The 13,328-nt window shown below is 59.3% G+C and carries 14 protein-coding genes; 5 read left to right on the forward strand and 9 right to left on the reverse strand.

The window, feature by feature from the left end:
- Nucleotides 1-15 precede the first annotated feature (15 nt).
- From J0G10_RS26495 to J0G10_RS26510, 4 genes are all read left to right on the forward strand, one after another.
- Entirely contained in the window at nucleotides 16-1,032 is a 1,017-nt protein-coding gene (locus tag J0G10_RS26495) for an outer membrane protein assembly factor BamD (protein WP_093434846.1), read from the forward strand.
- 126 nt (nucleotides 1,033-1,158) lie between these two features.
- Nucleotides 1,159-1,401 carry a PP0621 family protein gene (locus tag J0G10_RS26500; RefSeq protein ID WP_093434843.1) on the forward strand — a complete coding sequence of 81 codons (243 nt, stop codon included), beginning with the start codon at nucleotides 1,159-1,161 and terminating at the stop codon, nucleotides 1,399-1,401.
- On the forward strand, nucleotides 1,391-2,980 hold the full coding sequence (locus J0G10_RS26505) for a sensor histidine kinase (protein WP_095048692.1): 1,590 nt from the start codon (nucleotides 1,391-1,393) through the stop codon (nucleotides 2,978-2,980). The genes J0G10_RS26500 and J0G10_RS26505 overlap by 11 nt, the downstream gene beginning before the upstream one ends.
- Nucleotides 2,977-4,323, forward strand: a complete 1,347-nt coding sequence (locus J0G10_RS26510) for a sigma-54-dependent transcriptional regulator (RefSeq protein ID WP_220557010.1) — start codon at nucleotides 2,977-2,979, stop codon at nucleotides 4,321-4,323. The genes J0G10_RS26505 and J0G10_RS26510 overlap by 4 nt, the downstream gene beginning before the upstream one ends.
- A 115-nt stretch (nucleotides 4,324-4,438) precedes the next feature.
- On the opposite strand, the gene thiO is transcribed toward J0G10_RS26510, so the two are convergent.
- From thiO to J0G10_RS26545, 7 genes are read right to left on the reverse strand one after another with little or no spacing between them, the layout of a single operon-like run.
- Nucleotides 4,439-5,539 (reverse strand): glycine oxidase ThiO, encoded by a 1,101-nt coding sequence (gene thiO, locus J0G10_RS26515; RefSeq protein ID WP_220557011.1) that lies wholly within the window; start codon nucleotides 5,537-5,539, stop codon nucleotides 4,439-4,441.
- A gap of 57 nt (nucleotides 5,540-5,596) precedes the next feature.
- Entirely contained in the window at nucleotides 5,597-5,998 is a 402-nt protein-coding gene (locus tag J0G10_RS26520; protein WP_220557012.1) for a type IV pilin protein, read from the reverse strand.
- Nucleotides 5,999-6,013: 15 nt separating this feature from the next.
- Nucleotides 6,014-9,103: a pilus assembly protein gene (locus J0G10_RS26525; protein ID WP_220557013.1), complete on the reverse strand. Its 3,090-nt coding sequence runs from the start codon at nucleotides 9,101-9,103 to the stop codon at nucleotides 6,014-6,016.
- Nucleotides 9,090-9,569 carry a pilus assembly PilX family protein gene (locus J0G10_RS26530; RefSeq protein WP_095048697.1) on the reverse strand — a complete coding sequence of 160 codons (480 nt, stop codon included), beginning with the start codon at nucleotides 9,567-9,569 and terminating at the stop codon, nucleotides 9,090-9,092. Before J0G10_RS26530 ends, J0G10_RS26525 begins: the two co-directional genes overlap by 14 nt.
- 10 nt (nucleotides 9,570-9,579) lie before the next feature.
- Nucleotides 9,580-10,293 carry a PilW family protein gene (locus tag J0G10_RS26535; protein ID WP_095048698.1) on the reverse strand — a complete coding sequence of 238 codons (714 nt, stop codon included), beginning with the start codon at nucleotides 10,291-10,293 and terminating at the stop codon, nucleotides 9,580-9,582.
- Entirely contained in the window at nucleotides 10,290-10,739 is a 450-nt protein-coding gene (gene pilV / locus J0G10_RS26540) for a type IV pilus modification protein PilV (RefSeq protein ID WP_220557014.1), read from the reverse strand. Before pilV ends, J0G10_RS26535 begins: the two co-directional genes overlap by 4 nt.
- A complete protein-coding gene (locus tag J0G10_RS26545; protein ID WP_095048700.1) occupies nucleotides 10,736-11,209 on the reverse strand; it encodes a GspH/FimT family pseudopilin in 474 nt (157 codons plus the stop codon). The genes pilV and J0G10_RS26545 overlap by 4 nt, the downstream gene beginning before the upstream one ends.
- Before the next feature lie 130 nt (nucleotides 11,210-11,339).
- On the opposite strand from J0G10_RS26545, the gene J0G10_RS26550 reads away from it, so the two are divergent.
- The gene (locus tag J0G10_RS26550; RefSeq protein ID WP_220557015.1) at nucleotides 11,340-11,894 is read left to right on the forward strand and encodes a GspH/FimT family pseudopilin; all 555 of its coding nucleotides are present in this window, start codon (nucleotides 11,340-11,342) and stop codon (nucleotides 11,892-11,894) included.
- Here the strand turns inward: J0G10_RS26550 and ispH are convergent.
- Complete coding sequence (gene ispH, locus J0G10_RS26555; RefSeq protein WP_095048702.1) at nucleotides 11,866-12,810, reverse strand: 4-hydroxy-3-methylbut-2-enyl diphosphate reductase; 945 nt, start codon at nucleotides 12,808-12,810, stop codon at nucleotides 11,866-11,868. The genes J0G10_RS26550 and ispH overlap by 29 nt on opposite strands.
- Nucleotides 12,811-12,886: 76 nt before the next feature.
- Nucleotides 12,887-13,324, reverse strand: a complete 438-nt coding sequence (gene fkpB / locus J0G10_RS26560) for an FKBP-type peptidyl-prolyl cis-trans isomerase (protein WP_169843368.1) — start codon at nucleotides 13,322-13,324, stop codon at nucleotides 12,887-12,889.
- Nucleotides 13,325-13,328 lie beyond the last annotated feature (4 nt).

Below are 13,328 nucleotides of genomic sequence, written 5' to 3' on the forward strand. Positions count from 1 at the left end.
GGGACGCAAGCCGCCATGCAAGTGAAACACCTGCTGCTGATCGCCATCCTCGCATTGACCGCTGCTTGCTCATCGAAGGAAGTCGTAGACGAAAACCTCAGCGAAGCCGAGCTGTATCAGCAGGCTCAGACTGACCTGGACAACAACAGCTACACCAGCGCCACAGCCAAGCTGAAGGCTCTGGAGTCGCGTTATCCGTTCGGTCGCTACGCCGATCAGGCACAGCTGGAGCTCATCTACGCCAACTATAAGAACGCCGAGCCGGAAGCAGCAAAATCCGCTGCCGAGCGTTTCATTCGTTTGCACCCGCAGCATCCGAACGTGGATTACGCGTACTACTTGAAAGGTCTGACGTCTTTCGACCAGGACGTCGGCCTGCTGGCGCGCTTCCTGCCGCTGGACATGACCAAGCGTGACCCGGGCGCCGCGCGCGACTCGTACAACGAGTTCGCCCAGCTGACCAGCCGCTACCCGAACAGCCGCTACGCGCCGGACGCCAAGCAGCGCATGATTTATCTGCGCAACCTGCTGGCCGCCTACGAAATCCACGTGGCCGACTACTACCTGACCCGTCAGGCTTACGTAGCCGCTGCCAACCGTGGTCGCTATGTAGTGGAAAACTTCCAGGAAACCCCATCGGTCGGCGACGGCCTGGCGGTGATGACTGAAGCTTACCAGCGTCTGCACCTGGACGACCTGGCAGCCACCAGTCTGGAAACCCTGAAGCTCAACTACCCGAACCACCCGAGCCTGCAAGACGGCCAGTTCGTGCCACGGGTTGCCGAAGCCGACAACCGTTCGTTCCTGAGCAAGGCGACTTTGGGTCTGATCGAGTCGCGTCCACCGCTGCCGCCGGGAGAAACCCGCGCCAACCAGGACGTGCAGAAGCAGTTCCAGGACGCGAAAGACGCGATTCCGAACGAGCTCAAGCCTAAAGACGAAAACGGCGACGTGATCGAAGAGCCAGAGCCTGAGTCGAGCAACACCGACCGCTCGTGGTTCAGCTACATGACTTTCGGCGTGTTCGACTGATCACACCGTTTGCACCGAAAAGGGAGATCTGCGGATCTCCCTTTTTTATTGCCGCGCGTTAATAGGCTGTGCGCTTGTCGGGAGCTTGGCTAAACTGCCGGATCATCAGTCGGAAAGCCGCTCATCATGCTTCGTTTATTGTTCTGGATCGTCGTGATTTTTGCCGCGATATGGTTGTGGCGTAAATTCAAGGCGCCTGCCGCGTCCAACCAATCCAACCGTGCCCCTCGCGAACAGGACGCCCCACCGATGGTGCGTTGCGCCCATTGCGGCGTGCATCTGCCGCGCGACCGCGCGCTGAGCGTGCAACAACAGTGGTATTGCAGCCAGGCTCACCTTGAGCAAGGCCCGGGTACCCGTGATCGCTGAGGCCACCCACGCCGACAGCAAACAGGCGCAGCGCCTGCTGCGCCTTTATCATCTCTACCGCTTGAGTATCGGCATCACGCTGGTGCTGCTGATCTCCAGCAACATGGACAACCGCCTGCTGACGTCGGCCAACGACGAATTGCTGCGCGGTGGCAGTTGGCTGTATCTGATCCTCAACATTCTGTTGGTGGTGTTCCTTGAGAACACCCGACGGCCAGCGCAGCTGTTCAGTCTGGCCCTCGTCGATGTCCTGCTTTTATGCGGTTTGTTCTTTGCTGCGGGCGGCGTCGGTAGTGCGCTGGGCAATTTGCTGATTGTCTCGGTGGCGATCAGCAACACCCTGCTACGGCGGCGCATCGGGCTATTGATCGCCGCCATCGGTGCGCTGGGCATCGTCGGCTCGAGCTTCCTGCTCGGCTTCAACCATCCCCTTAGCGCCAATGAATACTTGCAGGCCGGCACCCTCGGTGCGCTGTGCTTTGCCGCGTCGTTGCTGGTGCAGGGACTGATCCGCCGCCTCGAAGTCAGCGAAACCCTTGCCGAGCAACGTGCCAGTGAAGTGGTCAGCCTCGAAGCCCTCAACGCGCTGATCCTGCAACGCATGCGCACCGGCATTCTGGTGCTCGACGAGGCGCGGCGAGTGCAACTGGCCAATCACAGCGCGCAAACCCTGCTCGCGCAGTCGCACCTTCAGGGGCATTTGATCGATGACTATTCCACGGCGCTGGTCGATCGCCTGCAACTGTGGCTGAACAACCCGACCTTGCGCCCGCAGAGTCTGAAAATCCCCGGCAACGGCCTGGAACTGCAACCGAGCTTCATTGCCCTCGAACAAAGCCCCCACCAGCAAACCCTGGTATTTCTCGAAGACCTCGCGCAAATCGCCCAGCAAGCCCAGCAACTTAAGCTCGCCGCACTCGGGCGCTTGACCGCCGGCATCGCCCACGAGATCCGCAATCCGTTGGGCGCCATCAGTCACGCCGCGCAGCTATTGGCTGAGTCCGAGGAACTCGATAGCGCGGATCGGCGTCTGACGCAGATCATTCAAGACCACTCCCAGCGCATGAACCGAGTCATCGAAAACGTCCTGCAACTGTCTCGCCGCCAGCAAAGCGCGCCGCAACGCCTGGATCTCAAGCCATGGCTGGAAAACTTCGTTGTCGAAAGTCGTGAACAGGCCAGCGAACGCCAGCAGATTCACCTGCGGATCAATTCGGGAGATTTCACCACGCTGATGGACCCGAACCAGCTCACGCAAATTCTCGACAATCTGCTACGCAATGGCTGGCGCCACAGCGCCCTGCTGCATGATCAGGCCGAAGTCTGGCTCTCGTTGTTCAGTGATCCCGACAGCCAGTTGGCGGTCCTCGAAGTGCAGGACAACGGCCCCGGCGTGCCTGCCGATGAACAGACACATCTGTTCGAACCCTTCTTCACCACCAGCAGCCAGGGCACCGGCCTTGGGCTTTATCTGTCCCGTGAGCTGTGCGAAAGCAACCAAGCGCGCCTAGACTTTCAGTCACGCCAAGGCGGCGGTTGCTTTCGCATCACCTTTGCTCACGGACGGAAACAAAGTTGAATACGAGCCCACGGCAAAAAATTCTCATCGTCGACGACGAACCGGATATCCGCGAACTCCTGGAAATCACCCTGGGACGGATGAAGCTCGACACCTACAGCGCACGCAATCTGGCTGAAGCCCAGGCGCTGCTGAACCGCGAGAGTTTCGATCTGTGCCTGACAGACATGCGCCTGCCCGACGGTACGGGGCTGGAGCTGGTGCAGCACATTCAGCAACGTTATCCACAACTGCCGGTGGCGATGATCACCGCTTATGGCAGCCTGGAAACGGCCATCAACGCTTTGAAAGCAGGTGCTTTCGACTTCCTGACCAAACCGGTCGACCTTACGCGCCTGCGCGAACTGGTCGGCACAGCCCTGCGCATGCCGGCGGCGGGAGGCAGCTTTACCTCCATTGATCGGCGCTTGCTCGGCGATTCGCCACCGATGCGCATTCTGCGCAAGCAAATCGACAAACTCGCTCGCAGCCAGGCGCCGGTGTACATCAGTGGCGAGTCGGGCAGCGGCAAGGAACTGGTCGCGCGGCTGATCCATGAACAAGGGCCGCGCGCCGGCCAGCCGTTCGTGCCGGTGAACTGTGGGGCAATTCCTTCCGAGCTGATGGAAAGCGAATTCTTCGGACATCGCAAAGGCAGTTTCACCGGCGCGGTCGAGGACAAGCCCGGGTTGTTTCAGGCAGCCCATGGCGGTACGTTGTTTCTCGATGAAGTGGCGGACTTGCCGTTGTCGATGCAAGTCAAACTGCTGCGGGCGATTCAGGAAAAAGCCGTGCGCAGTGTCGGCGGCCAGCAGGAAAGCGTGGTCGATGTGCGGATTCTCTGCGCCACGCACAAGGATCTCGACGCGGAGGTGGCGGCCGAACGCTTCCGTCAGGATCTGTATTACCGCTTGAACGTGATCGAACTGCGCGTGCCGTCCCTGCGCGAAAGGCGTGATGATATTGAAGTGCTGGCGGCCAGTATGCTCAAGCGTTTGGCCAAGGACACCGGCCAGCCGGCAGCACGCTTGCATCCGCAGGCGTTGGAAGCGCTGAAGAATTACCGGTTTCCGGGGAATGTGCGGGAGTTGGAGAACGTTCTCGAACGGGCGCACACCTTGTGTGAAAACCGCACGATCGAGGCTGAAGACTTACGTCTGAGCGAAGGCAACTGCGCGGCAGATGGCGGTATTGCCGATCTGACCCAGATCGATAATCTGGAAGATTATCTGGAGAACGTCGAGCGGAAGCTGATCTTGCAGGCGCTGGAAGAAACGCGCTGGAATCGCACGGCGGCGGCGCAGCGGTTGAGTCTTTCGTTTCGTTCGATGCGCTATCGGCTGAAGAAACTCGGTCTGGATTGAGGGCCCCTTCGCGAGCAGGCTCGCTCCCACATTGGATTTTGTGATCGACAAAGATCAACTGTGGGAGCGAGCCTGCTCGCGAAAGCGATCTGCCAGGCTACAGAGAAATATCAGACTAAATGCGGCCTTCCGGCGCATACGGCGTCGGATCAATTATCGGCGTGCGCCCCAGCATCACATCGGCAAACAATTGACACGACGCCGGCGCCAGCACCAGTCCATTGCGGTAATGCCCGCAGTTCAACCACAACCCGTCAAACCCCGGCACCCGGCCAATGTAGGGAATCCCCTCCGGCGAACCCGGACGCAACCCCGCCCAGTGCCCGACCACTTCGGCATCCGCCAGCGCCGGCAACAACTCAACCGCTGAAGCCTTCAGGCTTTCCAGGGCCACATCGGTCGGCGTCTTGTCGAAACCTTCGTGCTCCAGCGTGCTGCCGATCAGGATATGCCCGTCACGACGCGGAATCGCATAACGGCCCTTAGCCAATACCATGCTCGGCAAAAAGTCCGCCGCGCACTTGTAGAGAATCATCTGGCCTTTGACCGGTTCGACCGGCAACGTCAGGTCCAGCGTCTTCAGCAGATCACCGCTCCACGCCCCTGCCGTCAGCACGACCTGATCGCCCTTGATTACACCCATCGATGTCTGGACGCCAATTACCTGCTCGCCCTCTTGGACAAAGCCGCTGACTTCGCACTGTTCGTGAATGGTCACGTTCGGTAATGCCTGCAGTGCAGCTTTCAGTGATTTGACTAGGCGCGGATTGCGCACGTTGGCGACATCGGCCATGTAGATCGCCCGCGAGAAACCGCCACCAAGCACCGGCACCGCATCATGCGCAGCCGAGATATCCACAGCCCTCAGCGGACGGTTCTCCCGCTCGGCCCAGGCCAGTGCTTCGGCTTCATCGTCCAGATCCAGCCAGTACAGGCCGGTGGTGTGCACTTCAGGATCCACTCCAGTGTCAGCGAACAATCGCTCGCCGAGCTGTGGATAAAAGTCCTGCGACCAGTGCGCTAGCGCCGTGACCGCCGGGCTATAACGCCACGGATACAACGGCGAAACGATACCGCCGCCGGCCCAAGACGATTCCTGGCCGAGGTTCGAACGATCGAGCAGCACCACACTGCGCACTTCGGAGGCGAGATTGTAGGCGGTCAGCAGGCCAATCACTCCGCCACCGACAATCACCACTTGCTGTTGCCTGGTCATGTTTGATCCAACCGTAAATAAGACAGTGGGCGCAAATGGCACCCGAAAGAAAGCGCCTCAGCGGCCCCAGCAATCCTTGGTGGTCAGCCCGGTGGTCGCGTTGTTCATGCTGCGGACACCGGTGTTGGTCAGGGTGAAATCCCCGCACTTGTCGGTGGCCATGGAGGTACCCGTTTTACGGGTAGCGGTCAGCAGGAAGGTCTGGTCAGCGATGGTCGGGATAATCGTGTAGAAATCATTACCCGTACTCAGACCAGTGATGCCGGTATAGACATTGTTCTTGGTGTAGAAACGCTCGAGGGTTTGCGCCTGCTCCGAGAGCAATCCCACCACTTCAGCGCGGCGGCCTTTTTTTACGTATTCGGTATAGCTCGGTGCGGCGATGGTGATGACGATACCGATGATCGCAATCACGATCATGATTTCGATCAGGGTGAAACCTCGGTTGAATCTGCGCATGCCTCAAACTCTCACTTACTGTATTTGCCGCCACATGATACGACGACTGCCGCCGCCGCCCTTCTCCACAATGATCGTGATGGTGCCACTGGTGTCGGTCGTCCCCTTGCGCTTGCCATCGCTGGAGACGAAGTTCAGGGTCGGAATGCCACCGGTGAATATCACTCCGCTGGAGATCGAGTCATTGCTGTCGACCAAACCGTCAGAGCTGGTGTCCAGCACGGCGTAATTGAGCATCTTACCGCTGAACGCATCCAGTTCGACCAGTTTGCCGGTACCAAAACTCGCACAGGGATCAGTGGTATCAACACTCGCCGTGGTAAAGACAATACGGCCCAGCACGATACTCGCCTGATTGATCACCCGCTCGCCAGTCAGCACGTTGTTGTACACCAGCGGAAGATACCAGCCCTTCTCCCCCGGATAAGTCGTCTCATTTTGAGTTGTGGTCAGGAATTGCCCGGAGCTGCCGGAGAATGAACCGGTTATCGCCTGCGCCTGCAAACTGCTGACCGTGAGCTGTCCCGAGCCCCCATCGGCATCCCACACCGAGTAAAACGCCTGCAAATCCTTGTTGGCCTTGTCTGCAGTTTCGTTGAATTTACCGGTACCGACGAAAATCTGTTTGCCACCCAATGAATTGTCCGCCAGCAATGGTTGCGCGGTGATCGGCTGACTCGCGCCGCCTGCCGTGGTGAACAGCGGCTTGCCGGAAAACGCCACGCCCCAGCTTTCAGGCGCAGTAGCGCTGAGGTCGAACTTCCACAAGCGCCCTCGCAAGTCACCGCCATAGGCAGCCTGCACCACATTTTGCGAATTGACCTTGAGCTTCACCGACGACAGACCGTTAGTGGTTTCCGAACTGTCGATTACGATTTTCTTGATCAGCGAACCATCGCGTACGTCCAGCACATACAACGCCGCCACGCCGGAGTTGCTGCCGTAACCGTTGGAAATGAACGCCGCCCAGCGACCATCGGCCAAGCGTGCCACTTCCGGCCGGGCGTAGGCATAACCCAGATCATTGAAAACATTGGCGGTGTTCGCAGTCGTTGGCCCACTCACTTCCCACAGCGCACGCATTACGTTACCAGCCGAAGCGTCGAACAGTTGCAGCGCATAGAACGTCTTACCGCCGGCGCCGGTGCCGCCGATGGCCAAGGTTTTCCAAGCGCTGTTGAATTGCGCGTCATAAACCCCGACCGGGCCATCGACCAGAAACTTGTGGCTGACACCGTTGATGTAGCTCGGATCGGCAATCAGCCACAGCGACGGCAATACACTCGACGGCATATAACCGTAACGCCGGGTGCCGTTGGCCGAGTTGATCACGTTGACGAAACCGTCGTTGGCATTTACCACCAGGCTTGCATTCATGTTCGCCGCTTTAGTGGTCAGGTAGGAGGTGTAAGAGGTATCGCCCGACAGGTCTGAGGCGGTTTTATCGGTAGGTGAAGCCAGCACCAATGGCGAATTGATGATGTCGCCCAATAACACGCTGCGTGACTTGAGCCCGGTTTTGTTGATGCCCTTGCTCCACTCCACCAGGTCAATCCCGGTAATGCCGGTGGGCAGGCCCTGATTCAGCGTGGCCTGCTGTGCGGCGGAAAAATTTCCGTAGGTCAGCGTCACAGCGGCGTTGCTTGCGGTGTTCCAGGACTGATAGGTCGGTGCGGTCGCACCTGGCACGATTGTCGTGTCAGTGTTCCAGAGTGCTGTCGATGTATTAACGGTTCCGGTCGAGGTAAAGCCGAATGACTTGATCGTGCCGCGCCAGTCCTTGGGATCGTAAGTGGTCTGATAAAAGCTGCTGCCACTGCTGATCGTTGTCCCACTGACGGTGCCCGCCCCGCCGGAGCCGGCCTTGGAAGTGATATCGCTCAATGCCGAGGACAGCGCGTTGTTGAGACCCGTGCTGTCGGTGGCCTGATAGTACCGGCCTTGCCCGTAACTTGCCGCGTCAGAGAGCATGTCGTTGTCGGCGGTGAAGCCCACGGTATAGGTGTTCATGTTCTGCTTGGGAAAATCCACCGCGTTCCAACTCTTGCCCGCCGCGTCGGTACCGGTCGAGCGCATGTCGATATCGAAGGCGAACTTGGCGATGTCATCCAGATACAGCGTATCCCCTTCTTTGTCGCCATAGAGGTTGTTGCCGTCATTGCTGACACCGTCCCAGTTCGGTAACCGGCTGCCGCCCAATGGGTCGTTGCTCGGAAAGGTACGGTCGAAGGTCGGCAAGCCATCGGTTATCACCACGCCATAATTTTTCTGGCAGCGGTACTGGATCGGACTGGTGTAGGTCGCGGGCGTGCTGTTGTAGTAAGGCGCCATACCGCGCATGTAGCGGGTGATTTCATAGTAGGTTTCTGCCAACGGCGTGTTGGCCACGGCACTCAAACCATTGATCGATGAGATCAGCGCGTTGTAGTTGGTGTCTGCCTGCGCCTGCGTGACGCTCCCGGACACCGGCGCCAAGTCGCTGATCGAGCGGGCGATATAACCGCCATTACCAGAGTCGTTGTTGGTGACCGGGTTGAAAGTCGACAGACCAATACGCAAAGTGCGACTGCTGGTGACCAGCGCCGTCGACACGTTACGCGCAACGTTCATTCGGTAATCGTTGGGAATCGCCCCTGTGGTGAAGTCACGGGTGCCGTTGCTCGTGGCCAGGCCGACGATATAGGAAATGTAATCGGCGGAATATCGGGTGTTCTCATTGCCTACGGGGTCGGGCAGCTTCAGGCATAACGGCGCCACGCTGTTGTTGTAGAACGCATAGGCGCCGCCCGAGCACCCGGAGGTCGGCAGGCTCGATAGAAACACCGTGTCGCCGGTGATCTGCGGAGCATTGAGCGCAGAGCACAATCCCAGGAAGGCATTGCACTGCCGGGCGGGTGCACGGTTGATGTTCGGATCAAATCCGGCGGCGTAAATGATGCTGTTCATACTCCCCGAATCATCGATCAGCAGCATCACATTCGGTGGCACCGCTGCAGCACTCAACAGCGGCGAATCAGAGGGCGTGAATGCATAGACGGGCGTCGCCAGATACAAGCTCAGCAGCAGGCCGAGCAGCAGCGATGTGCAGCGTTCAATACTTCGCATAGACACTCTCCACCACACTGCGCGAGCTGCCGGCAATGCCGACAGCGGTGACGCGATACAACGTCGCCGAGGTGTTGCTCGGCACGTTGACGGCGGTCAGTGTGGTGCCGATGTTCTGCACACCATAGAAACCATTGCCGGCGGCGATCCAGGTCACCCCGGAGGTCGAGTTGAACCCCGCCGCACTGACCACCGACGACTCCGCCGGCGGTGCGCATTGGGTGGTGCCGCTGCACACGGCGAGCGAATAACTGTCCAGTTGCACAGCGCTCTCCCCAACACGCAGAGCCGCCTCGGCCGTCTGGAACGACTGATTGCGCAGGCTCACACTGCCGGCCATTTTTTCCTGCAGGTTGGCGCTTTGCATCGACGACAAACCAATCAGGGTCAACAACAGCAGGAATACCAGACTGACCAGCAACACCATGCCTTGCTGAGTCTGACGGGAGTGAAGAGAAATCCTCATCAGCGCGCCCTCACTGCAAGCGGTTGCGCAAAGCGGCAACCACGTTGAAGGTTTGATTGCGCACCCGATTGTTCGGATCGTTGAGGGTCAGGCTCAGCCGCACACTGCGAATGCGCGCCGGATCGGCGGGGTTGGCGCTGTAGGTCGAGGCCGCCACATCCGTCGCCGAACTGGCCAGACCAAACGTCACGTTGAATGCACTGACATTGTTCACCAACACCTGCTGGGTCGGTGTGCCGCTGCCGGTGCCCATGAGAATCTGATTGTTGCTGAAGCTGTAGATCAGACGCCGGATCGGGAACGCGATTTGCCCGCTCGCCGGGGAGCGCAAGCCGGTATAGGCCGTTGCGCTATTGCGGCAGTCGGAGAGCACCGTCCAGGTTGGCGTGCCCCCGCCGCTGCCGATATCGGCGGTCACCAGTGTCAGTTTCAGGTTGGCATTGTCCCAGTTGATCGGCATGACCTGCGCAGCGTTGAAGTCGCCCGCGGAGCTCGAATCGAGGATCGTGCCCAGACAGCCGAACATCCCGACCATGCGAATTTCCTGAATCATCTTGCTCAATACGAACCGCGCGTCTTCCTGCATCGCGGCGGCAGTGTTCTGGCTGACATAGGTATTTTTCGCCGCGATGAAAATCTGCACCACGCCAAGCACCACAATCAGCCCCAATGCCAAAGCGATAAGTAATTCGATCAGACCGAATCCACGGTTTTGCTGCTTCATGGCGTGGCCACCGGATCAACCGCAGCGCGGCTGGTCAGGATAAAACTGCGTTGAGCACTGGCGGTGTTGGCTGCCCGTGCGTCGCTCCAGTTGATGGTGATGGTGTAGACGCGCTGATTGAGGGTGATGCTGCCGGTGGCGGTCGGCCCGCCGAAATTGATGATGTTGGTCGAGAAGTCGTAGAGATCCTGATCACGCGCAACGCTCAAGTTACCCGAAGTCGGCGGCGTGACGCTGTAGTCGGCGCCGGAATTGGCGCGGATGCGGTCCATCATGTCGTAGGCAATGAAACTGGCCTGACTGGTCATCCGTGAGCTGTCGGTGTATTTCAGCGCATTCAGTTGCACCGCTGCCGCGCCCAGCAGCCCGACCGTCAGAATCAGCAACGCGACCAGCACCTCGATCAGCGTCATGCCCTGCTGTACGTGTTGACTCCCTGCCCTCATCCGCAACTTCCACCCAATTGAATTCGTCCGTTCAAACACACATTCAGCGTCCTGCTTTGCGTTCCCAACGTGTAACTGATGGTCACCGCCGTCGACGGCGCTGCCAGACCACCGAGGTTATTGAAATCCAGTGCGGTCACTCCTGAGGGTAGCGTCAGAGTTGCGCCACTGCTCATCGCGGGAACAACCCGCAACACATTGGCCGAAGTGCCAGTACTGTCGTAAACCGACAACTCACTGGCCCAGACGCTGCCACCGGCGGTCGGGCGCAGACGCAGGGTAGTGCCTCGGTCGATGGCTTCGAGCCTGGCGAAGTTGATCGCCCGTTGCAGGTCGCCCATCTCGGTATCAGCCTTGCTGCCCTGAACCGAACGAGTGAACGCCGGCACCGCCAGAGTGATCAGGATCACGAAGATCGCGATCGCGACCAACAACTCGATCAGCGTGAAACCTTTTGTACGAAGATCCATCAATGCCCTCCGTTGCCGTCGGCTATACCTGCTTCTACACGCTAGAACATTCAACCGGCCCGCGTCGGTTGATTTGCCCTGCCCGGCGCACGGAGCGCGCCGTTCATCTCACTCCATGGAGGGAGTTTTCATGTCGCAACAGGGTTTCAGCCTGATAGAACTGCTTATGGGACTGGCGATTGGCGCAATTGTTCTGCTGCTGGTCAGTCCGGCGTTTGCCACGCTCAGAGAATCGAACCATCGGGATCAAGCGGCGCAATCACTGCTCGATGGCCTTCGCAACGCCCGCACACTGGCCATCACGCGCAATCAGAGCGTGGTGATTCATGGCATCAACGGCGACTGGAGTCAGGGCTGGCGGATCATTCTGGATATCAGCGGCAAGGGGCAGAAAGACAGCAACAATCCACTGCTACAAGAAACTGTGAGCGACACGCAGGTGCCAATTGTCGGCAATTGGTCGGTGAGTCGTTACGTACGTTTCAGCAGTCTGGGGCAACCGCTGATGCCCGGGCGGGCATTTCAGGCAGGGACATTACATGTCTGCTCGGCTCGCGAGCCGGTCAGCCAGCGTCAGATAGTACTGGCGGCGACCGGCCGTGTACGCCTGAACAGCCAAGAGACTGAGCAGGCGCTGTGTCAAAAAACCGAAAACGTCAGATCGAACGCACGCGCAGCTCTTTAGGCATCGAGAACGTGATGTTCTCTTCGCGACCGGCCAGCTCATCGGCACCGGTGGCGCCCCAAGCCTGCAGTTGCTGAATCACGCCACGCACCAGTACTTCCGGCGCGGAGGCACCGGCGGTGATGCCGATACGCTCAACGCCATCGAACCAGCTCTTTTGCAGGTCTTCCGCGCCGTCAATCAGGTAGGCCGGTGTGGCCATGCGCTCGGCAAGCTCACGCAGACGGTTGGAGTTGGAGCTGTTCGGGCTGCCAACTACCAGCACCACGTCGCACTCGTCGGCCAGTTGCTTGACCGCGTCCTGACGGTTTTGCGTGGCGTAGCAGATGTCGTCCTTGCGCGGACCGCCGATGGCCGGGAAGCGCGTGCGCAATGCATCGATGACGCGACTGGTGTCGTCCATCGACAGCGTGGTCTGGGTCACGAAAGCCAGTTTATCCGGGTTCTGCACCTGCAGCTCGGCGACGTCTTTCTCGTCTTCGACGAGGTAAATCGCGCCGCCATTGCTGCCGTCATACTGGCCCATGGTGCCTTCGACTTCCGGGTGTCCGGCGTGGCCGATCAAAATGCACTCACGGCCATCGCGGCTGTATTTAGCCACCTCAATGTGCACCTTGGTCACCAGCGGGCAGGTGGCGTCGAACACTTTCAGGCCACGGCCGGCGGCTTCGGTGCGTACGGCCTGGGATACGCCGTGAGCACTGAAGATCACGATAACGTCGTCCGGCACCTGATCCAGCTCTTCGACGAAGATCGCCCCGCGGCTGCGCAGGTCTTCAACGACGAACTTGTTGTGCACCACCTCGTGACGCACGTAGATCGGCGGCCCGAAGACTTCCAGGGCGCGGTTGACGATTTCGATCGCCCGGTCCACACCGGCGCAGAAGCCACGGGGGTTGGCGAGTTTGATTTGCATGCTGTGCCTCGTGTCTTGCGCGCGAAAACAATGAATAACCAACTGGGTGGGAGCGAGCTTGCTCGCTCCCACATTTTTACAGCGCTTTAACGTTGATGATTTCCACGTCAAAGGTCAGCGTCTTGCCCGCCAGCGGATGGTTGAAGTCGATGGTCACTTGCGCGTCATCGAACTCTTTCACCACACCCGGCAGCTCAGTATTGGCCGCGTCATTGAAGATCACCAGCAAACCCGGTGACAACTCCATATCGACGAACTGCGAACGCGGAATGATCTGTACGTTCTGCGGGTTCGGCTGGCCGAAGGCGTTTTCCGGCTCGACGGTCAGCGTACGCTTGTCGCCAGCCTTGAAGCCGAACAGCGCCGCTTCGAAACCCGGCAGCAGGTTGCCGTCGCCGACCTTGAAGGTCGCCGGGGCTTTGTCGAACGTACTGTCGACGGTGTCGCCGTTCTCCAGGCGCAATGCAAAGTGCAAAGTGACTTCCGTGTTCTGGCCGATGCGTTGCTCAGCCAATACC

It is taken from the genome of Pseudomonas germanica, from assembly GCF_019614655.1.
Classification (GTDB): Bacteria; Pseudomonadota; Gammaproteobacteria; order Pseudomonadales; family Pseudomonadaceae; genus Aquipseudomonas; species Aquipseudomonas neuropathica.

What these genes read in the sequence shown, in the direction of transcription:
- J0G10_RS26495 (WP_093434846.1), top strand. Translation starts at nt 16, where the DNA reads ATGCAAGTGAAACACCTGCTGCTGATCGCCATCCTCGCATTGACCGCT.
- J0G10_RS26500 (WP_093434843.1), top strand. Translation starts at nt 1,159, where the DNA reads ATGCTTCGTTTATTGTTCTGGATCGTCGTGATTTTTGCCGCGATATGG.
- thiO (WP_220557011.1), bottom strand. Translation starts at nt 5,539, where the DNA reads ATGACCAGGCAACAGCAAGTGGTGATTGTCGGTGGCGGAGTGATTGGC.
- J0G10_RS26520 (WP_220557012.1), bottom strand. Translation starts at nt 5,998, where the DNA reads ATGCGCAGATTCAACCGAGGTTTCACCCTGATCGAAATCATGATCGTG.
- J0G10_RS26525 (WP_220557013.1), bottom strand. Translation starts at nt 9,103, where the DNA reads ATGCGAAGTATTGAACGCTGCACATCGCTGCTGCTCGGCCTGCTGCTG.
- J0G10_RS26530 (WP_095048697.1), bottom strand. Translation starts at nt 9,569, where the DNA reads ATGAGGATTTCTCTTCACTCCCGTCAGACTCAGCAAGGCATGGTGTTG.
- J0G10_RS26535 (WP_095048698.1), bottom strand. Translation starts at nt 10,293, where the DNA reads ATGAAGCAGCAAAACCGTGGATTCGGTCTGATCGAATTACTTATCGCT.
- pilV (WP_220557014.1), bottom strand. Translation starts at nt 10,739, where the DNA reads ATGAGGGCAGGGAGTCAACACGTACAGCAGGGCATGACGCTGATCGAG.
- J0G10_RS26545 (WP_095048700.1), bottom strand. Translation starts at nt 11,209, where the DNA reads ATGGATCTTCGTACAAAAGGTTTCACGCTGATCGAGTTGTTGGTCGCG.
- J0G10_RS26550 (WP_220557015.1), top strand. Translation starts at nt 11,340, where the DNA reads ATGTCGCAACAGGGTTTCAGCCTGATAGAACTGCTTATGGGACTGGCG.
- ispH (WP_095048702.1), bottom strand. Translation starts at nt 12,810, where the DNA reads ATGCAAATCAAACTCGCCAACCCCCGTGGCTTCTGCGCCGGTGTGGAC.